The organism is Allobosea sp. BE125 (assembly GCF_031456075.1).
In the GTDB taxonomy this organism is placed as follows: Bacteria; Pseudomonadota; Alphaproteobacteria; order Rhizobiales; family Beijerinckiaceae; genus Allobosea.
In genome coordinates, this window is record NZ_JAVDTY010000002.1 from 372,301 (window position 1) to 399,257 (window position 26,957).

Annotated in this window: 26 protein-coding genes and 1 pseudogene; 18 read left to right on the top strand and 9 right to left on the bottom strand. The window is 65.8% G+C overall.

What is annotated here, in order from left to right:
- Window positions 1–35 precede the first annotated feature (35 nt).
- The gene (locus J2Y55_RS07075; RefSeq protein ID WP_310149788.1) at window positions 36–1,277 is read right to left on the bottom strand and encodes an ABC transporter substrate-binding protein; all 1,242 of its coding nucleotides are present in this window, start codon (window positions 1,275–1,277) and stop codon (window positions 36–38) included.
- A gap of 286 nt (window positions 1,278–1,563) precedes the next feature.
- Between J2Y55_RS07075 and J2Y55_RS07080 the strand changes: the two genes are divergently transcribed.
- Window positions 1,564–2,580, top strand: a complete 1,017-nt coding sequence (locus J2Y55_RS07080; RefSeq protein ID WP_310149791.1) for a LacI family DNA-binding transcriptional regulator — start codon at window positions 1,564–1,566, stop codon at window positions 2,578–2,580.
- Window position 2,581: 1 nt separating this feature from the next.
- Here J2Y55_RS07080 and J2Y55_RS07085 read toward each other — a convergent pair whose 3' ends face one another.
- Entirely contained in the window at window positions 2,582–3,328 is a 747-nt protein-coding gene (locus tag J2Y55_RS07085) for a FadR/GntR family transcriptional regulator (protein WP_310149795.1), read from the bottom strand.
- Window positions 3,329–3,563: 235 nt separating this feature from the next.
- Between J2Y55_RS07085 and J2Y55_RS07090 the strand changes: the two genes are divergently transcribed.
- The 13 genes from J2Y55_RS07090 (at window position 3,564) to J2Y55_RS07150 (ending at window position 17,005) form a co-directional block, all read left to right on the top strand.
- A complete protein-coding gene (locus J2Y55_RS07090; protein ID WP_310149798.1) occupies window positions 3,564–4,331 on the top strand; it encodes an HpcH/HpaI aldolase family protein in 768 nt (255 codons plus the stop codon).
- 1 nt (window position 4,332) lies between these two features.
- Window positions 4,333–5,439 carry a four-carbon acid sugar kinase family protein gene (locus J2Y55_RS07095; protein ID WP_310149801.1) on the top strand — a complete coding sequence of 369 codons (1,107 nt, stop codon included), beginning with the start codon at window positions 4,333–4,335 and terminating at the stop codon, window positions 5,437–5,439.
- Window positions 5,436–6,476, top strand: coding sequence for a 4-hydroxythreonine-4-phosphate dehydrogenase PdxA (gene pdxA / locus J2Y55_RS07100; RefSeq protein ID WP_310149806.1), 1,041 nt, complete (start codon window positions 5,436–5,438; stop codon window positions 6,474–6,476). Before J2Y55_RS07095 ends, pdxA begins: the two co-directional genes overlap by 4 nt.
- 88 nt (window positions 6,477–6,564) lie before the next feature.
- Complete coding sequence (locus J2Y55_RS07105) at window positions 6,565–7,695, top strand: iron-containing alcohol dehydrogenase (RefSeq protein WP_310150666.1); 1,131 nt, start codon at window positions 6,565–6,567, stop codon at window positions 7,693–7,695.
- Window positions 7,696–7,730: 35 nt separating this feature from the next.
- A complete protein-coding gene (locus tag J2Y55_RS07110; protein WP_310149810.1) occupies window positions 7,731–9,164 on the top strand; it encodes an FAD-binding oxidoreductase in 1,434 nt (477 codons plus the stop codon).
- Window positions 9,165–9,224: 60 nt separating this feature from the next.
- Window positions 9,225–10,199, top strand: coding sequence for a Bug family tripartite tricarboxylate transporter substrate binding protein (locus tag J2Y55_RS07115; protein ID WP_310149813.1), 975 nt, complete (start codon window positions 9,225–9,227; stop codon window positions 10,197–10,199).
- Between the two features lie 68 nt (window positions 10,200–10,267).
- Window positions 10,268–11,479, top strand: coding sequence for a sialidase family protein (locus J2Y55_RS07120; protein WP_310149816.1), 1,212 nt, complete (start codon window positions 10,268–10,270; stop codon window positions 11,477–11,479).
- Window positions 11,480–11,538: 59 nt separating this feature from the next.
- Window positions 11,539–12,348: an ABC transporter ATP-binding protein gene (locus J2Y55_RS07125; RefSeq protein ID WP_310149819.1), complete on the top strand. Its 810-nt coding sequence runs from the start codon at window positions 11,539–11,541 to the stop codon at window positions 12,346–12,348.
- Complete coding sequence (locus J2Y55_RS07130) at window positions 12,348–13,211, top strand: ABC transporter permease (RefSeq protein WP_310149822.1); 864 nt, start codon at window positions 12,348–12,350, stop codon at window positions 13,209–13,211. Before J2Y55_RS07125 ends, J2Y55_RS07130 begins: the two co-directional genes overlap by 1 nt.
- Before the next feature lie 51 nt (window positions 13,212–13,262).
- Window positions 13,263–14,330: an ABC transporter substrate-binding protein gene (locus tag J2Y55_RS07135; RefSeq protein WP_310149825.1), complete on the top strand. Its 1,068-nt coding sequence runs from the start codon at window positions 13,263–13,265 to the stop codon at window positions 14,328–14,330.
- 17 nt (window positions 14,331–14,347) lie between these two features.
- Window positions 14,348–15,187 carry an amidohydrolase family protein gene (locus tag J2Y55_RS07140; protein ID WP_310149828.1) on the top strand — a complete coding sequence of 280 codons (840 nt, stop codon included), beginning with the start codon at window positions 14,348–14,350 and terminating at the stop codon, window positions 15,185–15,187.
- A 43-nt stretch (window positions 15,188–15,230) separates the two neighbouring features.
- The gene (locus J2Y55_RS07145; protein WP_310149831.1) at window positions 15,231–16,301 is read left to right on the top strand and encodes an ABC transporter substrate-binding protein; all 1,071 of its coding nucleotides are present in this window, start codon (window positions 15,231–15,233) and stop codon (window positions 16,299–16,301) included.
- Window positions 16,302–16,306: 5 nt separating this feature from the next.
- On the top strand, window positions 16,307–17,005 hold the full coding sequence (locus J2Y55_RS07150; protein WP_310149834.1) for an SDR family NAD(P)-dependent oxidoreductase: 699 nt from the start codon (window positions 16,307–16,309) through the stop codon (window positions 17,003–17,005).
- Between the two features lie 491 nt (window positions 17,006–17,496).
- Here J2Y55_RS07150 and J2Y55_RS07155 read toward each other — a convergent pair whose 3' ends face one another.
- Window positions 17,497–18,066, bottom strand: coding sequence for a TetR/AcrR family transcriptional regulator (locus J2Y55_RS07155; protein ID WP_310149837.1), 570 nt, complete (start codon window positions 18,064–18,066; stop codon window positions 17,497–17,499).
- 110 nt (window positions 18,067–18,176) lie between these two features.
- Here J2Y55_RS07155 and J2Y55_RS07160 point away from each other — a divergent pair, with 110 nt between their 5' ends.
- From J2Y55_RS07160 to J2Y55_RS07175, 4 genes and pseudogenes are all read left to right on the top strand, one after another.
- Window positions 18,177–18,965: an SDR family NAD(P)-dependent oxidoreductase gene (locus tag J2Y55_RS07160; protein WP_310149840.1), complete on the top strand. Its 789-nt coding sequence runs from the start codon at window positions 18,177–18,179 to the stop codon at window positions 18,963–18,965.
- Window positions 18,966–19,025: 60 nt separating this feature from the next.
- On the top strand, window positions 19,026–20,120 hold the full coding sequence (locus J2Y55_RS07165; protein WP_310149843.1) for an alkene reductase: 1,095 nt from the start codon (window positions 19,026–19,028) through the stop codon (window positions 20,118–20,120).
- Window positions 20,121–20,263: 143 nt separating this feature from the next.
- A pseudogene (locus J2Y55_RS07170) lies at window positions 20,264–20,362 on the top strand (zinc-binding dehydrogenase); the annotation flags it as partial.
- A gap of 260 nt (window positions 20,363–20,622) precedes the next feature.
- Window positions 20,623–21,858: an MFS transporter gene (locus tag J2Y55_RS07175; protein ID WP_310149845.1), complete on the top strand. Its 1,236-nt coding sequence runs from the start codon at window positions 20,623–20,625 to the stop codon at window positions 21,856–21,858.
- 231 nt (window positions 21,859–22,089) lie between these two features.
- Here the strand turns inward: J2Y55_RS07175 and J2Y55_RS07180 are convergent, their stop codons facing one another.
- The 6 genes from J2Y55_RS07180 to J2Y55_RS07205 all read right to left on the bottom strand — a co-directional run bounded on the left by J2Y55_RS07180 (window position 22,090) and on the right by J2Y55_RS07205 (window position 26,914).
- Window positions 22,090–22,959 carry an amino acid ABC transporter substrate-binding protein gene (locus J2Y55_RS07180; RefSeq protein ID WP_310149848.1) on the bottom strand — a complete coding sequence of 290 codons (870 nt, stop codon included), beginning with the start codon at window positions 22,957–22,959 and terminating at the stop codon, window positions 22,090–22,092.
- A 61-nt stretch (window positions 22,960–23,020) separates the two neighbouring features.
- Window positions 23,021–24,091: an NAD/NADP octopine/nopaline dehydrogenase family protein gene (locus J2Y55_RS07185; protein ID WP_310149850.1), complete on the bottom strand. Its 1,071-nt coding sequence runs from the start codon at window positions 24,089–24,091 to the stop codon at window positions 23,021–23,023.
- Between the two features lie 121 nt (window positions 24,092–24,212).
- Window positions 24,213–24,806 (bottom strand): helix-turn-helix domain-containing protein, encoded by a 594-nt coding sequence (locus J2Y55_RS07190; protein ID WP_310149853.1) that lies wholly within the window; start codon window positions 24,804–24,806, stop codon window positions 24,213–24,215.
- Between the two features lie 10 nt (window positions 24,807–24,816).
- Window positions 24,817–25,545 carry an amino acid ABC transporter ATP-binding protein gene (locus tag J2Y55_RS07195; protein WP_310149857.1) on the bottom strand — a complete coding sequence of 243 codons (729 nt, stop codon included), beginning with the start codon at window positions 25,543–25,545 and terminating at the stop codon, window positions 24,817–24,819.
- A complete protein-coding gene (locus J2Y55_RS07200) occupies window positions 25,542–26,198 on the bottom strand; it encodes an amino acid ABC transporter permease (RefSeq protein ID WP_310149861.1) in 657 nt (218 codons plus the stop codon). The genes J2Y55_RS07195 and J2Y55_RS07200 overlap by 4 nt, the downstream gene beginning before the upstream one ends.
- A complete protein-coding gene (locus tag J2Y55_RS07205) occupies window positions 26,195–26,914 on the bottom strand; it encodes an amino acid ABC transporter permease (protein WP_310149864.1) in 720 nt (239 codons plus the stop codon). The genes J2Y55_RS07200 and J2Y55_RS07205 overlap by 4 nt, the downstream gene beginning before the upstream one ends.
- Window positions 26,915–26,957: the final 43 nt, after the last annotated feature.

Below are 26,957 nucleotides of genomic sequence, written 5' to 3' on the forward strand. Positions count from 1 at the left end.
GAGGGCGATGAGGACGCGAAGGTCCGGACCGGCCTTCAGAAAGGCTGCTTCAGCACGTCGGCGACTTTCGTCATGAAGGCGTCGGCGGTCATCGCCGGCGTGTTCCAATATTGCGAGATCACATCCTCCATCGCGCCGGTCAGGGCGGGGGGCGAGAGCATCTCCTGGGCGGCGACCTGATGCTTCTTGTCCTCCAGGAGTTTCACCGCCTTCTGGGCGCAAGCGTCGAGGGAGCTGACATCGAGATCGAGGCGGACCGGGATCGAGCCCTTCTTCTGGGCGAAGCGGATCTGCGTTTCCGGCTCGAGCATCACCTTGGCGAGGACCAATTGCGCCTTCTGCTGGGCCGGGTCCTTGAGCTTGGGAAAGGCGAAGACGTCGCCTCCCATCACATAGCCGCCCTCGTTCGAGAGAATGGCGCAGCCGAACTCCTTGCCCGCTATCTGGCCGGCCGCGGCGAACTCGCCCTTGGCCCAGTCCCCCATGATCTGCATGCCGGCCTTGCCCTGGATCACCAGATTGGTGGCGTCGTTCCAGTTCCGTCCGGGTGCGCCCGGGTCGATATAGCCGCGCAGCTTGCCATAGGTCTCGGCGACCGCCCTGAATTCGGGGCTCCTGGCCGCGGCCGGGTCGCGCTTGCCATGGATCGACGCCCAGAGCGCGGTGCCGCCCTTGCCGACCAGAACGGCATTGAAGAGGCCGCGCTCCCAGACCTTCTGGCCGCTGAAGGCCAGCGGAATCAGGCCCGCGGCCTTGAGTTTCTCAAGTGCGACGAGCGCCTCGTCCCAGTTCGCCGGCTCGGAGGCGCCGGCCTTCTCGAGCGCGGCCTTGGACAGCCACAACCAGTTCTGCCCGTGGATATTGACCGGCACCGCATACATCTTGCCGTTGCGGCTGGTGGCGTCGATGATCGCCTGAGGCATGAAGCTCTTCCACTTCTGCTCGGTCGCGATCTGGTCGACATCGCGCAGCAGATCGTTCTCGACCAGCTCGTCGAACTGCTTGCCGGTGTTGAACTGCATGGCGGTGGGCGGCGTACCGCCGACGACGCGGTTGATGGCGGCGGTGCGGGCATTGACGCCCCCGGCGATCGCCGTGTCGACCCAGGTGCCGCCCGCTTTCGCGAATTGTTCGGCGAAAACCTTCACCGCCGCAGACTCGCCGCCCGAGGTCCACCAATGGATGACCTCAGCCTTCATCTCCTGGGCATTCGCCTGGAACGAGGCGCCGGCCGCGCACGCCAAGGCGAGAGCCGTCAAGCAAGGCTTGAGCTTCATGGTCCTGTCCTCCCTGTATTCGCATCGTCGTTGAACCCGTGTCCGGGCGCGCTGCGATTTCGATTTGTAATCGATTACATTTTTTTCCATACTGCCACAGGGACGACGCCTGTCAAGCCGTTCCGAGATGCCGTCTTGGCAGGCCGCCGGGATAACGATAGGGCAGATCGAGGCCGGAGCAACGTCCGATCCAGTTGGATCGGAAACTGTTCTAGGCTATTGTTTTAACGCGTTTTCTTCACGCGAACCGGTATCCGCTTCGCTCGAAAACGCCCTAGGAATCGTGATGGACGAACGGCTGCGAAAACCGAGGATCGACGACGTCGCCAGGCGGGCGGGCGTCTCGACCGCCACTGTGAGCCGCGCCCTCGCCACCCCCGACCAGGTGAAGCCGAAGACACGCGAAGCCGTGGAAAAGGCGGTGCTGGAGACAGGCTATGTGCTCAATGTCGCGGCCCGCAATCTGCGCACCAACCGCACCCATGCCGTGCTCGCCGTCGTGCCTGACGTCGCCAATATCTTCTTCTCGCTGGTGCTGCGCGGCATCTCCGACACCTTGCACCAGCATGGCTACAGGCTGGTGATCGCCGATACCGGCAATGATCCCGAGCGCGAGCGCGACCATGCCGAATTCGCCCAGGCCGGCTGGGTCGACGGCCTCCTGCTGCTGAACGGGCGTCTTCTGCCCGCCCCTACGGGAGGGCGCCGCCGCCTGGCCGTACCGACGGTCAGCCTGTGCGAGCGCATCCCGGGCTCCGATATCCCCTATGTCGAGACCGCGAACCGCGAGGCGGCGCGAGCGATGACGGAGCGACTGCTGCAATTGGGGCATCGCCGCATCGGCTATGTCTCCGGCCCGCCCAACAACATCCTGGAGCATGACCGTTTCGCCGGTTATCGGGATGCGTTGGCGGCGCGGGGCCTCGCCCCCGACCCCGCTCTGGTGTGCCCGGGCGATTACACACTGGCCACGGGCGAGGCGGCAGCGACCGCCTATCTGTCGCTTGCCGAGCTTCCCGACGCGGTCTTCGCCAGCAACGACGCCATGGCGATGGGCCTGATCCGGGGCTTTACCGCCGCGGGCCTCTCAGTACCGGAGGCGATCTCGATCGCCGGCTTCGACGACATCGAGTTCGCCGGCGCCTACAACCCTGCCCTCACCACCGTGCACCAGGCCCGCAGCGAGATCGGCGCGCGTGCGACCACGATGCTGATCGATCTGATCGAAGGCCGTCAGCTGGCAAGCCGCGAGGTCCATCTGCCGGCCGAGATCGTCATGAGGGACAGCACGCGCGAGCGCTGACTTACAAAGCCAGGTCCAGGACCCGCCCTTCGAACAAGCGGTCATAGGAGCCCTTGATGTGCATGCGCATCGCATCCCGCGCCGCCTCGGCGTCGCGGGCGCCGATCGCTGCGAAGATGAGTGCATGTTCGTCCAGCACGCCGGCAAGGCCCCCCGCCGGTCCGAGCAGCGAAAGACCGTGCAGCTTCATGCCGACATTGATGTGGTCCTTCAGCGCCTGCATCGACGACAGGAAGAAGTAGTTGTTCGCCGCTTCCGCTATCGCGATGTGGAAGGCGTAGTCGGCATCCTCGCGATGGCGATGCGCATGGGTCGTGTCGCGCAACAGCTCGAAGGCGCTGCCGATGGCCTCCAGCGCCGCCGGATTATGGCGCTTGGCGGCGTAGAAGGCATTGGCCGGCTCGACCTCGAGCCGGAACTCGTAGCAGCGCTGCACATCCGCGATCGTGCCGACCGGCGCGAAGGCCAGCGCCCTGCCCTGCTCCGCCTCGCTCCCGCGCACGAAGGTGCCCGCACCCTGGCGGGAAAAGATCAACCCGTCCTCACGCAGGCGGCGCAGCGCCTCGCGCACCACCGGCCGCGACACGCCGTAGATCGCCGACAGGTCGTGCTCGCCGGGCAGTCGCGAATGGCTGGCGTATTCGCCCGAGGCGATCCGGGCGCGCAATTGATGATGCACCCGCTGCACCAATGGCGAGGGCGGAATGGCGTCAGCGGAACGCGCCGGCTTGCCTAAAGTCTGATCCATAGCCGCATGCTTACAACTATTTACAAATCAGTCAATCACTCGGTCAAAACGCCGCTGAGGGCCCATATCGACATACAAATTACAACATGTTGACATATTCGACTGGATGATGTTCAACCCCGTCAAGGCCCGAAGAGGCCGGCTCATGGAGGCATCCCAAGGACCGTGCGCTACGGCGCAACCGCCCGCTTTCCGTGATCCGCTGCCCCGATGGGTGTCTTTCAGCAGGTGGATGATGGCTGACGTCAGGACGAACGGTTTCAAGCGCGATCTCGGCAAGCGGCAGATGCTCGGCATCTTCTCGACGCTGGCCAGCCCCACCCTCACCGAGCTCTTCGCGCAGGTCGGCTTCGACTGGATCCTGATCGACACCGAACACAGCCCCAATGAGCCCGGCGATGTCGTCGCCCAGTTGCAGGCGATGTCGGCGCTGCCCGCCGAAGCGATCATCCGCCCGGCCTGGAACGACATGGTGCTGGTCAAGCGCGTGCTCGATCTAGGCGCCCAGACCCTGCTCTTCCCTTATGTCCAGAATGCCGAGGAAGCCGCCCGCGCCGTCAGCTACACCCGCTATCCGCCCCATGGCGTGCGCGGCGTCTCCGGCAGTTCGCGCGCGGCGGCCTATGGCCTGATCACCGACTATTTCGCCAAGGTGCAGCAGGAGATCTGCGTCATCGTGCAGATCGAGACGATCGAGGCGCTGGCCGATATCGAGAAGATCGCGGCCGTCGACGGCGTCGACGCCGTCTTCATCGGCCCCGCGGACCTCGCCGCCTCGATGGGCCATCTCGGCAACACGCAACATCCCGAGGTCCAGGCCGCGATCGATGACGGCTTCCGCCGCCTGAAGGCCATCGGCAAGCCGGCCGGCTACCTCACCAATAACGAGGCCGAGGCCGTGCGGCGCGTCGCGCAAGGTATCGACTTCGTCGGCGTCGCCAACGACACCACGATCGTGGTGCGAGGCTCCAAGGCACTGCTTGCGGCGGTGAAGGCGAGCTGAGATGGCACCGCTCCGGCTCCTGGCTGACGACCTGACCGGCGCGCTCGACAGCGCGGCCGCGTTCGGTTCGTCCGCCGAGCCGGTCGCGGTGTGCTGGCGTGGCGAGGCTCCCGCAAAGGGCGCCATCGCCATGGACAGCCGCAGCCGCGAGATCTCGGCGGAGGAAGCCCGCAACGCCGTCGCCGCGATCGCTCCCACCTTGTGGGCGCGCGGCTCGGGCCTCGCCTATAAGAAGATCGACAGCCTGTTGCGTGGACAGGAGGTCGCCGAGATCGCCGCGATCCTCGACCTGCTGCGCCCGGCCCATTGCATCATCGCCCCGGCCTTCCCGGCGCAGCGCCGGATCACGCGCGCCGGCAGGCAATGCGCCTGGGCGAATGGCGAATGGCGCCCGGTGCCCGCCGATCTCGCCGCCGGGCTTGCAGCGGCGGGCCAGCCCGTCACGCAGGCCGTTCCGGGAGATGCCCTGCCCCCGGGCATCAGCCTCTGGGATGTCGAGACCGACGCCGATCTCGACGCCATCATCGCGACCACTCCCGGGCTCGACGACGTGCTCTGGGTCGGCAGCGCGGGGCTGGCGGCGGCGCTCGCGCGGGCAGCCGGCATCGTCCGGCAGATCGATGACCGCCCGCTCGCAGGCAAGGTTCTCGGGCTCGTCGGCTCCGACCATGCAGCGATCGGCGAGCAGCTCGACCGGCTCGGCCCGCTTCATAGCGTTCTGGGTCCCGCCAGCAATGCCGAAATCGCCCGGCGCCTCACCAGTGACGGCATCGTCTTCGCAAGCGTCGCGTTGCCGGACGGCACCTCGCGACGCGACGCCGCCGCGCTGATCGACGCAAGGCTGGCCGCCCTCCTGCAGGACCTCGACCGCCCGGACACGCTCTTCGCCGCAGGCGGCGAGACCTTGCGCGGTATCTGCGAGAGCCTCGGTGCTGAGCGCCTCGACGTCACCGGCGAGATCATGCCGGGCGTGCCGCGCTCGATCATGCGCGGCGGCCGCTGGGATGGCGTGGCCGTGATCTCGAAATCGGGCGCCTTCGGCGCGCCGGACCTTCTTCAACAGCTCGCCGCGACCCGGATCGCGGCCTTTGCCGGAGCGGCAGCATGAAACCTCACCTTGCCATCACCATGGGCGATCCCGCCGGCGTCGGCCCCGAGATCATCGTCAAGGCCTGCCTCGCTTTGAAGGACAGGCTGGCGAGCGGCGATCTGCGCCTGCTCGTCATCGGCAGCAATCCCGCGCTTGCCGAGGCGCGCCGCCTGCTCGGCGCCGACATCGCCATTCCCGAAGCTTCGGAGAGCGAGGCCTGGCCGCATCTCGCCTGTCTGCAGGCGGGGCCGGAGGGCGAGCCGATCCGCCCGGGCGTGCTCTCCGCCGATGGCGGTCGCTTCGCCTATCTCGCAGTCGAGAAGGGCGTGAAGCTCGCCCAGGCCGGCCGCATCGGCGGTATCGTCACGGCGCCGCTGAACAAGGAGGCGCTGAACAAGGCCGGCTACAAATTCGCCGGCCATACCGACATGCTGGCGACGCTGACCGGCGCCAAGGGCTCGGTGATGATGCTCGCCCATGGCGGCATGCGGGTGAGCCATGTCACCACCCATGTCGCTCTCAAGGACGTGCCCGCCAAGCTGACGCCGGAGCGGCTGCGCTATGTGCTCGACCGCACCGACGAGGCGCTTTCCGCACTCGATCTCGGCCGGCGCAAGATCGCCGTCGCCGCGCTCAACCCCCATGCCGGCGAAGGTGGATTGTTCGGCCGCGAGGATGACGAGGTCTCCGCGCCAACCATCGCCAAAGCGGTCGCCGACGGCCTCGACGTGGTCGGGCCGGTGCCGGGCGACACGGTCTTCGTCAAGCTGCGCGCCGGCCAGTACGACGCCGTCGTCGCGATGTATCACGACCAGGGCCACATCCCGGTCAAGCTCCTTGGCTTCAACGTGAATCCGGAAACCGGCACCTGGGATTCGCTCTCGGGCGTCAACATCACGCTCGGGCTGCCGATCGTGCGGACCTCCGTCGATCACGGCACCGCCTTCGACATTGCCGGCAAAGGCATCGCCAACGAGCTCAGCCTGATCGAGGCGATCGAATACGCCGAAAAACTGGCGGCGGCGCGCGGCCTCAGCGCCGACCGCGCGGCCTGATAGCGCCAAAGCTGAAAGCGCCAAAAGCCAAAAGCCAAAAGCACGAAGGGAGGCGACCATGAACATCCACGCGCCCAGCCAGATCGCCATTGCGAGCCTCGCCACGCCGATCGCGATCACGCGGCCGAAGATCATCGAGTTCGGCTCCGGCACGGCCCCGCTCGCCGGGCGCTGGGCTGCGGCCCAGGGGCTCTCGCGCATCCTCGTCGTGGCGGATGCCTTCAACGCTGCCCGCGTCGATCTGCTCGGACTGACCGGCGAGGTCACGATCTTCGGCGAGGTCCGCCCCGAGCCGGACATTCCCAATCTCGAGGCAGTGCTTGCCGTCGCCGAGCGGGTGAAGCCTGACCTCGTCATCGGTTTCGGCGGCGGCAGCGCCATGGACCTCGCCAAGCTCGTCGCGGTCCTGCCGGGCTCCGGCCAGTCTCTCCAGGAGGTCATCGGCCCCGAGAAGGTCGCCGGCAAGCGCTCGGCCCTGATGCAGGTGCCGACCACCTCGGGCACCGGCAGCGAGGCCGGAACGCGCGCCCTGGTCACCGACCCCAGGACGCAGAACAAGCTCGCCGTGCAGAGCCTGCACATGCTCGCCGACATCGCGGTGATCGACCCAGATTTGACGCTGAGCCTGCCGCCGGCTGTGACCGCCGCGACCGGCGTCGATGCCATGGCCCATTGCGTCGAGGCCTTCACCAGCCTGAAGGCGCATCCGCTGATCGACATGTATGCGCTCGAGGGCGTGCGCCTGGTCGGCCGCTTCCTCGGCCGTGCCATAGCCGACGGCTCCGACATCGAGGCCCGCGCCGGCCTGTCGCTCGCCTCGCTTTATGGCGGCTATTGCCTTGGCCCGGTCAACACGGCCGCCGGCCACGCCGTCGCCTATCCGCTCGGCACGCGCCACCATATCGCCCATGGCGCTGCCAATGCGCTGATCTTCCCGCATACGCTCGCCTTCAACGCGCCGGCCGTGCCGGAGAAGACCGCCGCGATCCTCGCCGCGCTCGGGCTGAAGGCCTCGGCCCGGCAGGAGGAGGTGTTCGAGGGCGCCCATCGCTACTGCGCCGAACTCGGCTGCGAGATGAAGCTGTCGCGTCTCTCCGTGCCGCGCGACGACCTGCCGGCCATGGCGAGCGAGGCTCACGCCATTCGTCGCCTGCTCGACAACAACCCGCGCGACATCAGCCGCGACGAGATCCTGGCCCTCTACGAAGCCGCCTACTGAGCGCCGCTCGCCGGACGCGAACAGGGAGAGAAGCGATGACAGTCCATGCCACGCCCATGATCGTCGAGCGCCTCGCGGCGATCGTCGGGGCGCGGCATATCATCGGCCCCGACGGCGACCAGGAGCCTTATCTCGTCGACTGGCGCGGGCGCTATCGCGGCACGGCCGAGGCGATCGTGAAGCCGGCAAGCACCGCCGAGGTCGCGGCTATCGTCAAGCTCTGCGCCGAGCTCGGCTTCGCCATCGTCCCGCAGGGCGGCAATACCGGCATGTGCGGCGCGGCGACACCGGTCGGTGGGCGCCCGAATGTCGTGCTGCGGCTCGACCGCATGAACAGGATCCGCGCCATCAGCCGGCTCGGCGATTCGATCGCGGTCGATGCCGGTTGCATCCTCGCCGATGTCCAGAAGGCGGCCGAGGCGGCCGACCGCCTGTTCCCCTTGAGCCTCGGCGCCGAGGGCTCCTGCCAGATCGGCGGCAACCTCTCGACCAATGCCGGCGGCACGGCCGTGCTGCGCTACGGCACGACGCGCGAGCTCACCCTCGGGCTCGAAGCCGTGCTGCCGGACGGCTCCGTGCTCGATTTGATGACGAGCCTGCGCAAGGATTCCACCGGGGTCGATCTCAAGCAGCTCTTCATCGGCGCCGAGGGCACGCTCGGCATCATCACCGGCGCGGTGCTGAAACTGTTCCCGCGCCCGCGCCAGCGCAGCGTCGCGCTGGCCAAGGCCGAGGATATCGAGGCGGTGCTCGATCTCCTGGCACTGGCCCGTACCGAGCTCGGCGACCGGCTCGGCGCCTTCGAGGTGATGTCGCGCGGGCAGGTCGAGGTCATCGCCGAGAATGTGCCCCATATCGCGATCCCCTTCGCGCCCGACGCGCCCTGGTTCGTGCTGATCGAGCTCGTCGACACGCTGCGCGGCATCGACCTCTCCGCCGAGATGGAAGCGATGCTGGCCTCGGCCTTCGAGCGCGGACTGATCGGCGACGCCCTCGTCGCTTCGAGCGAAGCCCAGGCCGCCGCGCTCTGGGCCATCCGCCACAGCGTCTCGGAAGGCTCCAAGCGCGCCGGCTACGTCGTCTCGCATGACAGCGCCGTGCCGCTCGAACATCAGGCCGAATTCGTGCGCCGGGTCGAGGCGCGCATCGCGGCGATCCGGCCCGAGGCGCGCATCGTCATGCATGGCCATCTCGGCGACGGCAACATCCATGTGCTCGCCATCCTGCCCGGCATCGCCGCCGACCAGCGCGAGACGCTCGCCCCCATCGTCAGCGCGATCAACCGCGCCGTCGACGAGGAGACAGCCGCGCTCGGCGGCAGCATCAGCGCCGAGCACGGCATCGGCATCGCCAACAAGGAGCGCCTCAACCATGTGACGGCGCCGCGCGAAATGGCCCTGCTGCGGCAGGTCAAGGGGCTGCTCGATCCGCAGGGGCTGATGAATCCAGGCAAGGTCCTCAGCGACTGACGAGGACGTGAACGACCGAACGACGCGATACGAACAAAAACGATGCAAGGGAGCATAAAGATGAACCGCCGCGACGTCCTGGCTGCAGTGAGCCTCCTGCTCAGCCCGGCTCCCGCTTTCGCGCAAGGCGCTGGTTACCCGTCGAAGCCGGTCAGCATGATCGTGCCCTTCTCGGCCGGCGGCACCGCCGACATCTTCGCCCGTATGGTTGGCGAGCATCTGCAGAAGAGCTGGGGCCAGCCCTTCGTGACCGAGAATGTCGGCGGCGCCGGCTCGATCGTCGGGCTCACGCGGATCGCGCGAGGCACACCGGACGGCAGCATCCTCGGCCTCGCCTCGACCTCGGGCCTCTCGATCAACCCGACGCTCTACGGGGCGAAGCTGTCCTATCGCCCAGCGCAGGATCTCCTGCCCATCGCCCAGATCAGCATGGTTCCGAACGTGCTCGTGGTGAACCCCGACAAGATCAAGGCCCGCACCGTCCCGGAGCTGATCGCCCATCTCAAGGCCAATCCGGACAAGGTCTCCTTCGGCTCGGCCGGCGTCGGCACCTCGCAGCATCTGGCCGCCGAATTGTTCAAGCAGATGACCGGCACGCAGATGACGCATGTGCCCTATCGCGGCTCGAGCCAGATGGTCACAGACCTCATCAGCGGCAATATCGATCTCGCCTTCGACAATGTGCCGCTGCTGCTGCCGCAGGCGGCGGGCGGAAAGCTCGCCCTGATCGCGACCGCGACCGCCAAGCGCGCCGCCTTCGATCCCAACCTGCCGGCGCTGTCGGAATACCTGCCCGGCTTCGAGGCCGTCGCCTGGCACGGCTTCGTCGCTCCCGCGGGGACACCTAAGCCCGTGATCGACAAGCTCTCGGCCGAGATCCGCAGCTTCATGCAGAAGCCGGAGACGGCCAGGAAGATGGACGAGGTCGGCGCCATCGCGGTTGCGCTCGGCCCCGACGAATTCGCTGCCTACATCGCCTCCGAGACCACCCGCTGGAAGGCGGTCATCGAAGCGGCGGCCATCAAGATCGACTGAGCCGCATCGACAGCGGCGCCGGACCACGGGGCGAAACGCCCGCGCAGACCCAAAGGAGGCCTTCCGAAATGGGAGCCCATTCAAGCGATATCGCACCTGCCGGCCTCTCCGAGCGCAGCGGCATCCTGCATCCGCGCGAGGGCGATGCGCAGCGCATCGAGGCCTATCTGCCCTCTCCTTGCGTCCAGAACCATGCGGCCAACATCGCCGTGCTCGGCAATGGCGATCTCGCCATCGTCTGGTTCGGCGGCACGCAGGAAGGCATTCCGGACATCTCGGCCTATTTCTCGCGCTTGCCCAAGGGCGGCGAGCGCTGGTCGGCCCCGGTCAAGCTCTCCGACGATCCGGCGCGCTCCGAGCAGAACCCGATCCTCTTCACCACGCCCAATGGCGAGCTCTGGCTGATCTGGACCGCGCAGATCTCCGGCAACCAGGACACGGCGCTGGTGCGCAAGCGCGTCTCGCATGATCATGGTCTGACATGGGGGCCGATCGAGACCTTGTTCGAGGCGCCCAAGGGCCACGGCCTGTTCGTGCGCCAGCCTCCCGTCGTACTCGACAATGGCGATTGGGTGATCCCGGTGTTCCATTGCATCAGCGTGCCCGGCGCCAAATGGGTCGGCGACCACGACATCAGCGCAGTGCGCGTCTCCTCCGACGCCGGCAAGAGCTGGGTGGAGCATGCCGTGCCCGGCTCGACCGGCTGCGTGCATATGAACGTGCTGAAGACCGAGGATGGGCTGCTTGCGCTCTATCGCAGCCGCTGGGCCGATTTCATCTATGCCAGCCGCTCGACCGACGGCCGCAACTGGACGCCGCCCGAGCCCACCGTGCTGCCCAACAACAACTCCTCGATCCAGGCGACCGTGCTGGCCGACGGCCGCATCGCGCTCGTCTTCAACCACTCCAGCGCGGCCGACGCGACCGACCGGCGCACCGGCCTCTATGACGACATCGAAGACGAGGAAGACGCCGCGCCACAAGCCGAGGCCGCCCCCGCCCCGGCAGCGACGCATCGCACCGCCTTCTGGGGCGCGCCGCGTGCGCCGATGACGCTGGCGCTGTCCGCCGATGACGGCCGGAGCTGGCCGGTGATGCGCGACCTCGAAACCGGCGACGGCTTCTGCATGACCAACAACTCCAAGGACCAGCTCAACCGCGAGTTCTCCTATCCCTCGATCACGCGGACGCCGGACGGGGCGCTGCACATCGCCTTCACCTATTTCCGCCGCGCCATCAAATACGTCCGCGTTGAGCCCGATTGGGCGGCTCAAACCTGAACAAGACCCAAGCCTGAACAAGACCAAGAACAGCAAGACCAAGAACAGGGAGACCGCAGATGCCTGCACTCGCTCAAATCCACCCGCTGAATACGGCGTCTTCGCCGCAGCATGACCTGATCCGCATCCGCGGCCTCGACAAGACCTATGCCGGCGGCAGCGTGCATGCGCTGTCGAATATCAACCTCGATATCAAGGATGGCGAATTCGTCTGCGTCGTCGGCCCTTCGGGCTGCGGCAAGTCGACCTTGCTGCGCATCCTCGCCGGGCTCGACGACTACGACACCGGCACGGCCGCGCTCGACGGCAAGACGATCTCCGGCCCCTCGCGGGACGTAGGCGTCGTCTTCCAGGCCGCGAACCTCCTGCCTTGGCTGACCGTGCGCGAGAACATCGCCTTGCCGCTGCGCGTCGGCGGCAAGCAGGTTGGGCAGGCCGAGGATATCGACCGGTTGCTCGATGTCGCCGGCCTCAAGGATTTCGGCGAGCGTTTCCCCTATGAGCTCTCCGGCGGCATGCAGCAGCGCGCCGGCATCTGCCGTGCCCTAGTGCGCTCACCCCGCGTCCTCTTGATGGACGAGCCCTTCGGCGCCCTCGACGCGCTCACCCGCGAGCGCATGAACCTCGAATTGCAGCGCATCTGGCAGGCCAGCCGCAAGACCGTGCTGCTGATCACCCATTCGATCTCGGAGGCGATCTTCCTCGCCGACCGCGTCGTCGTGATGTCGGCAAGACCGGGCCGCGTCATCCGCGAGCTCGAAGTGCCGATCCCGCGCCCGCGCAGCAACGACACCATCATCAGCCATCCCGCCTATCCAGCGCTGGCCAAGGAAATCCGCGGGCTTCTGAACGCATCGGGAGACGAGTGATGAGCCAAGCACAGACCACCATCATTGCAGACAGCGTCTCGATCGAGCGCGCTGCCACGAAGCCTAAGGCCAAAGCCAAGGACGGTAAGGGCGTCAACGGCACAGCGATCACGTTGGTCGGCCTCGTCGTCCTGTTCGGCGGCTGGTCGCTGGCGGTGAAGTATCTCGAAGTGCCCTCCTACATCCTGCCGACGCCGCTGGCGGTCTGGAAGGCGCTGTGGTCGGGCATCGCGGTCAGCCCGTCGAGCCCGCTCGGCTACTACCTGCCGCTCTGGGGCACACTCAAGAATGCCGCCATCGGCCTATTTCTCGGCTCAGCGCTGGGTCTGACGCTGGGCTCCCTCATGGCAGAGAGCCGGCTGATCGAGAAATTGATCATGCCCTATGCCTTCGCACTGCAGAGCCTGCCCAAGGTTGCGATCGCACCGCTGATCGTGATCTGGTTCGGCTTCGGCGACGGTTCCAAGATCGCGATCTCGGCGCTGCTCGCCTTCTTCCCGATGCTGATCAACAGCTTCACCGGCCTGCGCGCCGTCGAGCCCGAACGCATCGACTTGATGCGCTCGCTCTCGGCCTCGCGCTTCGAGACCTACCGCATTGTCAAGCTGCCCAATGCGGCGCCCTTCATCTTCGCCGGTCTCGACATGGCGGTGGTCTATGCGCTGCTCGGCACCATCGTCGCGGAGTTCCTCGGCGCGCAGCAGGGCATGGGCGTCGTCATCACCCAGGCGCAGGCGGTGACCGACGTGGCAGGCGTCTTCGCCGCGCTCGTCATCCTCGGCGCCATGGGAATCCTGCTCCACGCCATCGTACGCGGGCTGGAAAAGAAGATCGTCCACTGGGGCGAGCGCGGCCGCAAGTAACCGCCCAAACCTAGACGACCAAAAGCAATAAGCCACAACGGGAGGAACATCATGGTCACACGCAGAGAATGGCTTCTCGCCAGTGGCGCCGTCGCGGCGGCGCTGGCCCTGCCGGCCCGCTCGGCGTTCGCCCAGCCGGCCCGCACCGTGAAGGTAGCGATCGGTCAGAAGACGATCGCGCCGAACCTGGTCAACCTGCTCATCGGCGAAGGACTCGGCTACAACGCGGCCGAGGGCTTCAAGGCGCAGTTCATGACGGTGGGCGGCGTCTCGAACGCTCAGGTCGCCATCGATCGCGGCGATTCCGACATCTCGACCGGTGTGCCCTCCTTTGCCCTGCCGATCCTGGCCAAGGGCGAGTGGGGCAAGGCGATCCACTTCTACCAGTATACCTATCCCTACAAATGGGACGTGGCGGTGAAGCCGGAATCGACGCTGACGAGCTATGAGGAGCTCAAGGGCAAGAACATCGGCGTGCCGGATTTTGCGGAGACGGCATTCCCGGTCACCAAGAACGTTCTGCGTAGCCTGGGCCTTGACCCGGACAGGGACGTCAAATGGACGGCGGTGGGCACTGGCGTCGCTGCCGGTGTCGCACTGCAGCGCGGCGCCGTCGATGCCCTCGCCTATTACGACACCGGCTTTGGACAGATCGAAGGCGCCGGTATCCCGTTCAAGATGCTGCCGCTTCCGAAAAACGTGCCCATGGTCGGCGGGCAGTTCCTGATGGCGCTGCGCGAATGCATCGCGAAGGACCGCGACCTGATGGTCGGCTATGGTAGGTCGGTCGCCAAGGCTTCGGTGTTCCTCGCCGCTAGCCCGCGCGCGGGCGCCCGCGCCTTCCTGAAGATGTATCCTGAAGCGGCGCCCCGCGGTTCGAGCGAAGAGGATGCGATCAAGTCGGTGCTCCTCGCGACGGCACGACGCATCAAGCTCTACGACCCGCCATATGCCGGCGCGAAGATCGGCAGCATCAATCCGGAGGAGTTTCGGATCGAGGCGCAGATGAACGACATGAAGATCAGCTCGTTCGATGCCTTTCTGACGAATGAGTTGATCGACGAGATCAACAGCTTCGATCGGGAGGAGATCAAGCGGCAGGCGCTGGCTTACGCATGAGCATCGGGGCCAAAGAGATGGACGCTTCGACGGCGCGGCGCGTCGATGCGCCTGCCGCTGTCGGGATATGCGACACGCATTTCCATGTCTTCGGCCCCTATGACCGCTTCCCGCTGCCGCGTCATCCCTCCTATGCGCCTCAGGAGGCGACCGCCGCGGCCTATCGCCAGGTTGCCGAACGGCTCGGCGTCGACCGCATGGTGGTTGTGCAGGGTGGTTGCTACGGCACCGACAATGCAGCGATGCTCGATGCGGTGCAGATGCTGGGTCGCGATCGTGCACGCGGAATCGCCATCATCGACGCGACCACCACCGTGGCAGATCTCCACCGGCTTGATGACGGCGGCGTACGCGGCATCCGACTCAACGCCATATCGGACAAGCGCATCGACGGCGGCGCTATCCGGGCACAGGCGACCATGATCGCGGAGTTGGGCTGGCACATCCAGTTCCACGCGCGCGCCGATCAGATCGTGGAGCATGCGGCGCTGCTTCGTGATCTGCCCGTCGAAGTGGTGATCGATCACTGCGGCCGGATCGATCCGCGCGAAGGCGAGGATCAGGAAGCGGTGCGGGCGATGCTGGACCTGCTCGCGACCGGGCGATGCTGGATCAAGCTGATCAGCTACCGATCGCTTCCGGCAGGCGGCGAGGGCGACGAGATGGCGCCGTTCCTGCGGCGCTTCGCAGCCGCCGCGCCGGAGCGCTGCCTCTGGGGCACCGACTGGCCGCATCCGTTGATGGAGATCGTGCCTGACACGCAAAGACTGTTCGAAGAGCTCTGTAGCGTTTTTGACGAGCCTATTCGCAAGAAGATTTTCAGCGAAAACGCTGAACGCCTCTATGACTTCAAGTAACGGCTCGCGTATCGGGCCCAATCGGCAAGAAGGGAGAGAAACCATGACGACACGCAGAGAATGGCTTCTGGCAAGCGGCGCCTTCGCGGCCGCACTGACAATGGGACCGCGCTCGTCCTTCGCGCAGGCGACGCGGACCGTGAAGGTCGGCGTCGGGCTGAAATCGCTCAACTCCAGCGTTATCAACCTGCTGATCGGCGAGGCGCTCGGCTACAATGCCGAGGAAGGCTTCAAGGTCCAGGGGCTGGCGCTCGGCGGCAACGCCAACGTCCAGGTCGCCACAGACAAGGGCGACGTCGATGTCGGCATCGGCGTGCCCTCCTACGCCCTACCGATCCTGGCCCGGAACGAATGGGGCAACGCGCAATGGTTCTACCAGTACACCTACCCCTATAAATGGGACATTGCGGTCAAGCCCGGATCGACCGCCAAGGCCTATACCGACCTCAAGGGCAAGAACATCGGCGTCTCCGACTTCGGCGGCACCGAATATCCGGTCACCCGCAACGTGCTGAAGTCGCTCGGCGTCGACCCCGACAAGGACGTGAAATGGACGGCGGTCGGCGCGGGCGTGCCGGCCGGCGTCGCCCTGCAGCGCGGCGCCATCGACGCCCTCGCCTATTACGACACCGGCTTCGGCATCATTGACGGCGCCGGCATCCCGCTCGAGCTGCTGGCACGCCCCAGCAACCTGCCGATGATCGGCGGCCAGTTCCTGATGGGCCTGCGCCAGAGGATCCAGGCCGAGCGCGATCTCTTCATCGGCTTCGGCCGCTCGACCGCCAAGGCCTCGCGCTTCATCCTGGAGAACCCCGCGGCCGGCGCGAAAGCCTTCCTCAAGCTCTATCCCGAGACCGCCCCGCGCGGTTCCAGCGAGGAGCAGGCAGTGAAGTCGGTGTTGGAGGCGATCAGCCGGCGCATCAAGCTCTATGAGCCGCCTTATCAAGGCGCCAAGATGGGCAGCATCCGGGTCGACGAATTCGTCACGGAGGCGAAGATGAACGACTGGGCCATCACCGACTTCTCCAAGGTCTACACCAATGACCTGATCGACAAGATCAACGACTTCGACGTCGAGAAGATCAGGGCGCAGGCGCGGTCCTTCACCGGATGACGCAGGTGCTTTCGACACAGGACGAGCGCGCGAAACGCGCGCTCGTCACCGGCGTGAGCTCCGGCATCGGCGAGGCGATCGCGAAGCGATTGCTCGCCGAGGGCTGGTACGTCGTCGGCTTCAGCCGCAGCACGCCCGCCTTCGTAGATCCGGGGCTGGCACATGCGCCGGTCGATCTCTTCGACAGGGAGGCACTCGCTCTCGCGCTTGAGGGCCTGGGTCCGCTGGACGCCATCGTGCACGCCGCAGGTATCCTGCGCGTCGGCCGGCTCGGCGAACTCGATCCGGAAAACGCGCGAACGATGTGGCGGCTCCATGTCGACGCGGCAGAACAGATCGTTGAGGCGCTTGTGCCAAAGCTGCCGGATGGCGGGCGCATCGTCCTGCTCGGCAGCCGTACGGCAGCCGGATCTCCCGGACGGGCGCAATATGCTGCGACCAAGGCCGCCGTCGTAGGCATGGCCCGTTCTTTCGCCATCGAGTTGGCTCCACGGCAGATCACGGTGAACGTCGTGGCGCCCGGCGCAACCGACACACCAATGCTCAGAGACCCAAGACGGGCATCGGTCGCGCCCAAGATGCCGCCGATCGGCCGGCTGGTGAAGCCGGAGGAAATCGCGGCGACGACGGCGTTCCTGCTCTCTGAAGGCGCTGCCAGCATCACAGGCCAGCAGATCATCGTCTGTGGCGGAGCTTCGCTTTGAGCAGCCCGCGCCGTCGGCCAGCCCTCACCAAACGGTATCCGGCATGACCGAGCCGAAGTTCCGCAACTCATCCGTCTGCGTCACCGGCGCAGTTCGTGGCCTGGGAGCTGCGATCGCACGGCGTTTTGCGGGTGCCGGCGCGCATGTGCATGTCGCTGATGTGTTCGGCTAGGAGATGCGAGACCTCGGCCGCAGCCAGCGTGACGAGGGCTTTACGGCCACGGCGCACCATCTTGACGCCTCCATGAAGCCGATTGGAAGAAGCTGATGGCCGCTATCGACGCGGCCGGCTCGGGGCTCGACATGTTGGTCAACAATGCCGGGATCAGGGCGCATGACTTGTGGATCGGCGACGGCTTTCGACGCCGACCGGCGTGGAGTCATGGCCGTGAGCCTTTGAATGCTCGGGGCTTGGATAGTGGCGTAGGGATCGATAGCTCGCGCCGATTTGCAGATTCTGATCGATTGCCCGTTGCGAAGCGTGCCCTCGCTCAGCTGGCGCTGGCAGACTGCGGCTTGATCCCAGCTTCGATCCATTCACGCGTCTGTTCCAGAACCTCATCCGAAAGCGCGGGATCGTCGATCGCCCGGGCGAGAATCACGGCCCCCACCATCGCCGCAAAGCTTCCGATTGCCGCGCGACGCCTGTCGGCTGCATCCAACTCCGGGAGCGCCTTGCCGATACGGTCGAACTGCGATCGAAGGCCGTCAGTCATGACCGAGCGTGCCGCCGGGGTCTGATGGCGGACGGCTGCGGCAAGGCCCGCCGTCGGGCAGCCCCCCGCGCAGTTGTCGCGATGACGGGGCGCGAGATAAGCCCCCACATAAGCGAGAAAATCGCCGCCTTCCCCTGCGCCGACGGCGAGAGCATGGGCAAGGCTCTGCGCGATCAGGTCGTCCTTCGAACTGAAATGGCCATAGAAGCCGCCATGGGTGAGCCCGGCGGCCTTCATCACCTCCGCCACGCTGACCGCGTCGAACCCCTTGTCGCGAAACAGCCGGCTGGCAACCTCCAGAATCCGGCGACGGTTCTCCGCCATCTGCTCTCGACTGACCTTCATTTCAAAATTCTCCGCCGGCTCCGTTGACATTTACATGATGGCCATCATATTTAACATCAATCATGATGAGCATCATGAATATAGGTTCCCGAACAGAAAAGAGCAATGCCATGACCACCATCCCCTCAGTCCTCGTCACCGGCGCCTCCACCGGCATCGGAGCCGCCTATGCGGAGCGCTTCGCACGCCGCGGGCACGACCTTGTGCTGGTTGCCCGTGACATCGCTCGAATGGAGGCCCTGGCAGCCCGTCTGCGTCAGGAAAATGGCGTGGCGATTGACATCATCCAGGCCGATCTTACGCAGCCTGCCGAGCTTGCGACGGTAGAGACGCGGCTGCGCGACGACGCCCGCATCGGGATTCTCGTCAACAATGCCGGAACGGCCATCGGCGGAAGCTTCATCGAGCAGAGCACCGATGACGCCGCGCGGCTGGTTGCGCTCAATACGACTGCACTTCTCCGGCTTGCCAGCGCCATCGCCCCGCGCCTTGCGAAGGCCGGCGAAGGAGCGATCGTCAACATCGGCTCCGTGGTCGGCCTGGCGCCGGAATTCGGCATGACGGTCTACGGCGCAACCAAAGCCTTCGTGCTGTTTCTGTCGCAGGGGCTCAGCCTCGAGCTCGCGCCGAAGGGTGTCTACGTCCAGGCCGTGCTTCCCGCCACGACGCGAACCGAGATCTGGGACCATGTCGGCGCCGACATCAACACGCTCTCCAACGTGATGGAGGTGAACGATCTGGTCGATGCGGCGCTGGTCGGCTTCGACCGCCGCGAACCGGTGACCATCCCGCCGCTTCCCGATGCCGGGCAGTGGGACGCGTTTCAGGCCGCGCGCCAGGCCATGCTTCCGAACTATCGGAACGAGCACCCTGCCGAGCGATACCGCACGCTCGCCTGAGCACCAACGAAGCCATTTCGATAAACGACCCCGCCGCTGCGGGATAAACCAAGGTGACCTATGACCCGCAAAACGCTGTTCGAGCCCTACATTCTCGGCTCGCTGATCCTCTCCAACCGTATCGTCATGGCCCCCCTGACGCGCAATCGCGCTGGCCCAGGCTTCGTTCCAGGCGATCTCACTGCTGAGTATTACGGCCAGCGCGCGTCGGCCGGCCTGCTGATTTCCGAGGCCACACAGATCTCGCAGCAGGGACAAGGCTACCAGGACACGCCCGGCATCTACTCCCAGGCGCAGATCGAAGGCTGGCGCAAGGTCACCACCACCGTGCACGCCAAGGGTGGGCGGATTTTCCTGCAGCTCTGGCATGTCGGCCGCGTCTCGCACGTCGATCTCCAGGAAAACGGGGCGGCTCCGGTTGCGCCCTCCGCGATTCGGGCCAAAACCAAGACATTCGTCAACAATGGCTTCTTTGACGTTTCGGAACCCCGCGCGCTTGAACTCGACGAGCTTCCGGGCATCGTCAACGACTTCCGCAAGGCAGCCGCGAACGCCATTGCGGCCGGCTTCGATGGTGTCGAGATTCATGGCGCCAATGGCTATCTGCTCGACCAGTTTGCCAAGGACGGCTCCAACCTCCGGACGGACGCATATGGCGGATCGATCGAAAACCGCGCCCGCCTGATGCTGGAAGTTGCGACTGCGGTGGTCGAGGAAATCGGCGCGGAGCGCACCGGTATCCGCATTTCGCCGGTTTCACCGGCCAATGGCGTATCGGCTACGGATCCTCAGGGACAGTTCGACTATATCGTCGATCAACTGAACGGCCTCGGCATCGCCTACATCCATGTCGTCGAGGGCGCCACAGGCGGGCCGCGCGACGTCGCGCCGTTCGATTTCGGATCGCTCCGCCGGCGCTTCAAGAACGCCTATATCGCCAATAACGGCTATGATCTCGACCTCGCGACATCACGGCTGGCCGAGGACAAGGCCGACCTTTTCGCCTTCGGCCGCCCCTTCATCGCCAATCCCGACCTGGTGGAGCGGCTGGAAACCCGCGCACCGCTGGCGCAGGTCAATCCTGCCACGATCTATGGTGGCGGCGCCGCGGGCTATACCGACTATCCCGCCATCGCAGCCGCAAGCCACTCCTGACCCATCGGGGGCGCGCTGGAGCGTGCCCCCGACCTCGGCAAGCGACCTGGCCGGACCACGCAGAGAATCCTGGGGACCACCGGAATGCGTATTTTGAAACAATCGGGTGTTCTCACGCTCACCTTGGCTGCCGCGCTCATGGCCTCATCGATCGGGCTTTCCCGTTCGAAGTGACCAACGAAGCCTTGGCCTATATCGAAACGGGACGGTCGAAAGGTAAGGTCGTCGTGCGGCTGAAGTGACGATAGCGCTCAGGATGAAGCGGTGTTTCCGAGCCAGGACAACAGGCCCGGGGCTCAGCGCTCGCCGCACCGTGCGGCCCTGCCCCCGGCGCTCGCCGCTGCGCTTCTCGCTCACACCTTGCGGCTCGTCACGCCCCGCGCCGGCTCTCGTGCGGTCTCGCGAATAGCCGTGCCTTCACAAGCGAGGATATTTCGTCTGGCTTTTCCAGGGGAAGCCGGGCAGATGGTTCCTTGAGGAAGCGTCCTGGATATCTGGAGCCGTGACAGAAAAGGCCCATAGCGGTTCGGTCGCCGCGCTCGGCGCGATCGTCGCGGGAGCGTTGATCCTGCAGGTGGCCGGCACGATCGTGAACACGGTCGTGCCTTTGCGGATGGCGATAGCAGGCCAGCCGCCGCTCCTGATCGGTCTGGTCGGCTCGGCCTATTCGATCGGCTTTCTCGTCGGCTGCTTCGCGATTCCCTCGCTCGTGCGCCGCATTGGCCATATTCGCGGCTTTGCCGTCTTCGCCGCGCTTCAGGCCGCCTCGACCTTGAGCTTTCCAATAATTCCCGAGGCCTTGTGGGGCGTGGCGCGGCTCGTCATGGGCCTGTCGGCCGCCGGCCATGGCATCTGCATCGAGAGCTGGATCAGCGGCCAGGCCAAGGGCAGCAATCGCGGCCGCATCTTCGGCATCTACCAGATCCTCAACCGCCTTGCTTTGATCGGCTCCCAGATCGGCGTCGGCTATGTCGCGATCCAGGCGCATGACGTCTTTCTCTACGCCAGCATGGCGTTCTCGTTCGCGTTGATCCCCGTGGCGCTCACCCGGGCGCGCGGCCCTGAATCGAGCGAGGTCGTCTCGGTCAGGCTGAAGACCTTGTGGCGGCACGCGCCGGCCGCTGTCATCGGCTGCCTTTATGTCGGCTTGGTCGGTGGTCCCTTGACCAATGTCGCGCCTGCCTACGGCATCCTGATCGGCCTCGACCAGAGAGCGACGATCCTGCTGACCGCCGCGATCCAGATCGGCGCGCTCCTGCTGCAATGGCCGATGAGCCTGCTCGCGGACCGCATCGCCAGCCGTGTCATCATGCTGGCAGCCGCAAGCGCGGTCACTCTGGCGGCGACCCTGCTCGGGGTGCTGCTATATCTCGGTTCAGCGCATGACCGGCTCTGGCTTTTCGGCCTGTTCATGCTGATCGGCGGCTGCAGCATCCCCCTCTACACGGTCGCCGTCACCCATGCCTATTTCCGCCTGGGGCAGGAGCAGGCGGTCGGGCTTTCGGCCCGGCTGCTCTTTCTCTGGGGCGTGGGCTCGGCCATCGGGCCGCTCGCGGCAACGCTGTTCATGCAGTTTCTCGGCCCGCAAGGTTTGCTGGCCTATCTTGTCGCGCTGTCGATCGCAACGGCCGCCTATCTCGCCCTGCGCATCTCGCGCAACCCCTCGCCCCTCATCCCTGAAAGCGAGCGCGGCCTCACGCCGCCGACCATGCCCGACATCGAATTGGGCAAGCGCTAGCAGCCGTCTCGCGGTGATGTTGAAACGACCCGGTCATCCCGGAGCACTGATCGGCAAGCCTCCGGAATGGATCCCGGATCAGCGCCGCTTACGCGGCTTGTCCGGGATGACCCGCTTCCTGATTTCACGGGAGAGCAGCTTGTTCTAGTGCAGCTTCCCGCTCCTCCCGGGCAATGCCCGGACCGGCGGGAGGGACGCTGGAACGCCACCACTCCCGCCGGTCCGCGGTCCTCATTCAGCGTAGGATTGCGTCGCCCAGGCCGCCCGCAGCCTCGGCCCGACATGGACGCCGAAAGGCCCGAACCATTTGTCGAACAGGGCTTCGGCCTCACCGGATTTAAACATCTTCGCCATGGCGTGATTGACGATCCAGAGGATCGTCGGATTGAGCTTGGGCACCATGAAGCCTTGTGGCGCATAGCCGTATTCCTCGCCGACGATGGTCAAGGCGTCAGGATTCTTCGACTGCCGGATCAGGCTGTAGAACGCCCCGTTGTCGCTGAAATAAGCGTCCGCGCGCCGGGTCTCGACCGAGATCAGCGCCGCGGCATGATCGTCGACGTTCTGGATGCGGATATTGAGCTTCTTGTCGGCGATGAGCTTCTTGAGATCCGGTTCGCTGCTGCCGCCGGTGGCGACGGCCACGATCTTGCCGTTCAGATCCTCGTATTTGGTGATGCCCGAGGCCTTGAGAACCAGAAGCTGGCTCGTCGAGACATAGGAGACGGAGGAGAAATCGACCTGCTTGTTGCGGCCGAAGGTATTGACCGTGCCGCCGCATTCGAGATCGACCGTGCCGTTGGCGACCAGCGCCTGACGGTTCTGGATGTTGACCGGCACGTATTTGACCTGGATCTCCGGCAGCTTCAGCTCGGCCTTGATCTCCTCGATGATGCGCTGGCAGAACTCGACCGCGTAGCCGGCCGGCTTCTTGTCATTGTCGAGATAGCCGTAAGGGTAGAGCGTCTCGCGGATGCCCATGGTGATCGTCTTGGTGTCGCGCAGCTTCTTGACGATCGCATCGACCTCCTGCGCCTGGGCGGAGGCCGCCATGCCGAGCGCCAACAGCGCACTTGTGAGCGTGACAAGGTTCAGTCGCATGGTCTTCTCCCGTTTGCCGTGATCGTTCGTTTCGTCGCCCCACCAGCCCGGCGGGGAGCCGTCAAAATCCAAGGCGCGCCCGTTCCTGCAGCTCCTCGCGCGTCATCTGCGCGAAATCGAGAGACGGCAGCAGGTCGTTGTCATCAGCAAAATCACGGCCATAGGCGCCCGAAAGCATGGTCAACCCCGCCTCGTGCAGCACCGCCGGACGGCCCACGAGCCGGCCGAGCAGAACCGTCGGCAACAGGCCGAAGGGCGCGTCCTCCAGCACATAGCGGCTCTCCAGCGTCGTCGGGCCGAAGCCGCCGCGCCCCTGGCCATGAAGATTGGCGTTCATCTCCGCGATGCTGGCGACCGGCAATTGATAAGAGAAGGCATAGTGCTCCTTGATCGTTCGCACCGAAAGCCCGAAGGCTTCGGCGATCGCCAGCCGCTCGACGTCGAGCGCCTCCATCACGCGGCCGACAGCCGGGGTGACGTTCTCGGCCTGGCCCCAGCTCTCGCCGCGCTCCATCCGCGTCAGGTTGAACAGCGCAATCGCAAGATGGTTCTGCGGATTGAGGTTGCTGAGCGCGATCGCCAGGAGCCCGTCGCGCTTGACGAAACGCTCGCCAAACAGGGCCGTGCAAAGCGCATGGCCCTCATCGAGCCCCGCTTCGGGCACCGTCGCGATATCGATCTTGGAGCGCAACGAGTTGACGCCGACCACGGTCGGGCTGGTCTTGCGGCCGGTCGTCAGCGTCGTGCCCCAGGCGATGATCGGCGCGCGCACGCCGCGAGCAGCGAGCAGCTTCGCGAGATAGAGCGCGCCGAACGAGGCGTGCGAGCTGATGATGACCGGCTGCCCCTCGCGCAGATGCGCCGCTGTGGCTTCCAGCGCCATCTTATGGGCATTGCCCGGCATCACCAGCATCACCACGTCGGACTCGGTCACCGCCTCCTTGGCGCTGGATGCGATCCGGGGCTGAAAGCTCGTCTCGATCGCGGTCGTCGCCTGTAGCGCAGCGCCCGCCGCCAGTTCGCGGGTGCTCTGGCCCGACGGCGACCACAGCATGGGGTCGTGACCGCCGACGAAGAGCTGGGCGGCGGCGCCATAGGCCGCGCCGCCGGCGCCGAGAATGCTTACGCGCATGGGAAAGATGCCTTTGCTCGATCCTGAGGGGAAGAACGGTCGCAACGCAGCTGCGCCGTGAATGCCTTGGGCAGCGCGGGCATCTCCGCGAGCAGAGATGATCCGTTATAGCGGAAATGAGTCAAGCTGGCCTGCCCTGCCCGGTTTTACCGTAAAGCAGCACCATCAAGCCGCGGGCCGGCCGCTGCGAGGCATTGCTGATGGAATGGGGAACGTCGACGGGATAGCGCGCCGTCTCGCCCGCCTTGACCGGATAGGTCGATGCGCCGCTCGTGATCAGGAACTGCCCCGACAGCGCCGTGAAGTGCTCGCAGGCGCCCGCCGCATGCGGCGCGCTGTCGAGCCTGCCGCCGCCGGCGATCTCGACATCGTACCATTCGGTCGTGCCCGCCAGGCTTGGAGGGCTCAGAATCCGCAACCGGCAGGAGCCGTCGCTGCTGCGAATCTCCGGCGTGTGCTCGGACGGGACGATCTCGATCGTGGTATCGCTGGGCACCGCCTGCCCGCCTTGCAGCAGCGCGGCGAAATCGATCTTCAGCCCCTGCGTCAGGCCCCACAGCACGGCGAAGGTCGGGTTGGCCTGCCCGCGCTCGATCTGCGACAGCATCGACTTCGACACGCCCGAGAGGCCTGAAAGCTGCTGCAGCGTCAGCCCGCGCGCCTTGCGCTGGCGCTGGATGATAGGGCCGATCTGCGGGGCGCTGAGCTCGGTCATCACATCGTTTCTAGTGGGTCAGGACCTTGGTCAGGAACTGCTTGGCGCGCTCCGTCGCCGGGTCGGTGAAGAACTGCGCCTTGGGCGTGTCCTCGAGGATCTCGCCGCCATCCATGAACAGCACGCGGTCGGCGACGCGCTGGGCGAAACCCATCTCATGCGTCACCACCATCATGGTCATGCCTTCCAAAGCCAGCGCCTGCATCACCTCCAGCACCTCGTTGATCATCTCGGGGTCGAGCGCGGAGGTCGGCTCGTCGAACAGCATCGCCTTGGGGTCCATCGCCAGAGCGCGCGCGATCGAGACGCGCTGCTGCTGGCCGCCCGAGAGCTGTCTCGGGCGGCTCGCCAGCTTGCCGCCGAGCCCGACCCGGGCCAGGAGCTTCTCGGAGCGGGCGTCGGCTTCGGCGCGCGAGCGCTTCAGCACATGGATCTGCGCCAGGCTGACATTCTCGAGCGCAGTCATATGCGGGTAGAGTTCGAAATTCTGGAAGACCATGCCGATCCGCGCGCGCAGCATCGGCAGATCGGTCTTCTTGTCCGAGACCGAGACGCCATCGACCGTGATCGAGCCCTGCTCGAACGGCACGAGACCGTTGACGCATTTGATCAGCGTGCTCTTGCCGGAGCCCGACGGGCCGCAGACCACCACGACCTCGCCGAGCTTCACCGAAGCCGAGCAGCCGCGCAGGATCTTCTGCTTGCCATAGGATTTGTGCACATCCTCGAGAATGATCATCCCGCGCGGCCTTTCCGGTAGAATTCCAGCGCCTTGGTCGATGACAGGCAGATGATCAGGTAGACCACGGCGACGAGCGTATACATTTCCGTCGGCCGCCCATCGCGTGCGGCCACGATGCTCGCCGTCGTCAGGAAGTCGTGCAGCGCCACGACATAGACGAGCGAGGTGTCCTGGAAGACGATGATGATCTGGTTCAGCACCAGCGGCGTCATCGCCTTCAGCGCCTGCGGCATGACGATATGGCGCATCACCTGCGAGCGCCGCAGGCCCGTCGCCAGTCCGGCCTCGGTCTGGCCCTGGCGGACATTGTTGATGCCGGCGCGGATGATCTCGCAGTAGAACGCCGCCTCGAACATCACGAAGGCGATCAGCGCCGAGGCGAGCGAGCCGATCGGCCGGCCGATCGCCAGCGGCACCAGGAAATAGAACCAGAACAGCACCAGCACGAGCGGCAGCGAGCGCATCACCGTGACGTAAGCCGCGGCCGGCGACGCGATCAGCCGGTTCGACGACAATCGCATCAAGGCAAGGCCAAAGCCGATGACCAATCCGCCGATGGTCGCGACCGCGACCAGCAAGGCGCTGAGCGCCATGCCCTCGGCCAGGAAGCTCCATGATCTTGCGATGACGCCCCAGTCGAAATCGCTCATGAGCCCGCCTTGCGCAGGGCCGCGCCGCCGACCCTGTCGTCGATCAGGCGCATCAGCCCCGTGACGCAGAGGCCGATCAGGAGATAGCCGATGGTGGCCACGGTGAAGGCTTCCAGGCCCTGGAAGGTGTAGTTCTCGATATGGCGGCTCTGCGCCGTCAGTTCGAGCACGCCGATCGTCAGGCTCAGCGACGACAGCTTGACCGTGACCAGGAACTCCGAGGTCAGCGGCCCGACGATGGCGCGCAAGCCGAGCGGCACCACGACCAGCCGGAACGCCTGCATCGGACGCAAGCCCGTCGCCAGCGCGGCCGGCATCAGATGGTTGCCGACAGCCTCGATGCCGGCACGGACCTGCTCGGCGACGCGCGACCCCGCGAACAGCCCGATCGCGACCACGGCAGTGACGAATTCAGGATAGGGCAGATCCCGCTTGATCCAGAGTCCAATGGTCTCCGGCACGATCTCGGGCAGGACGAAATACCACAGGAAGAGCTGGACCAGCGGCGGGATGTTGCGGAAGACGTCGATATAGATGCCGGCGATCACCCGAAGAATGCCGCTCGGCAGGCTGCGGACCACGCCGACGACGAGGCCGACCGAGAGCGCAAGAGCCCAGCTGACGAGGCTGATCGCAACGGTCCATTGCAAGCCGCTCCAGAGCCATTCCGTATAGGGCTCCTGCAGCAGGATGGACCAGTTCCAGCGGTAGTTCATGCCACCGCAGCAGCGTGGCGTGGAGCCCCGGGAACACCGGGCC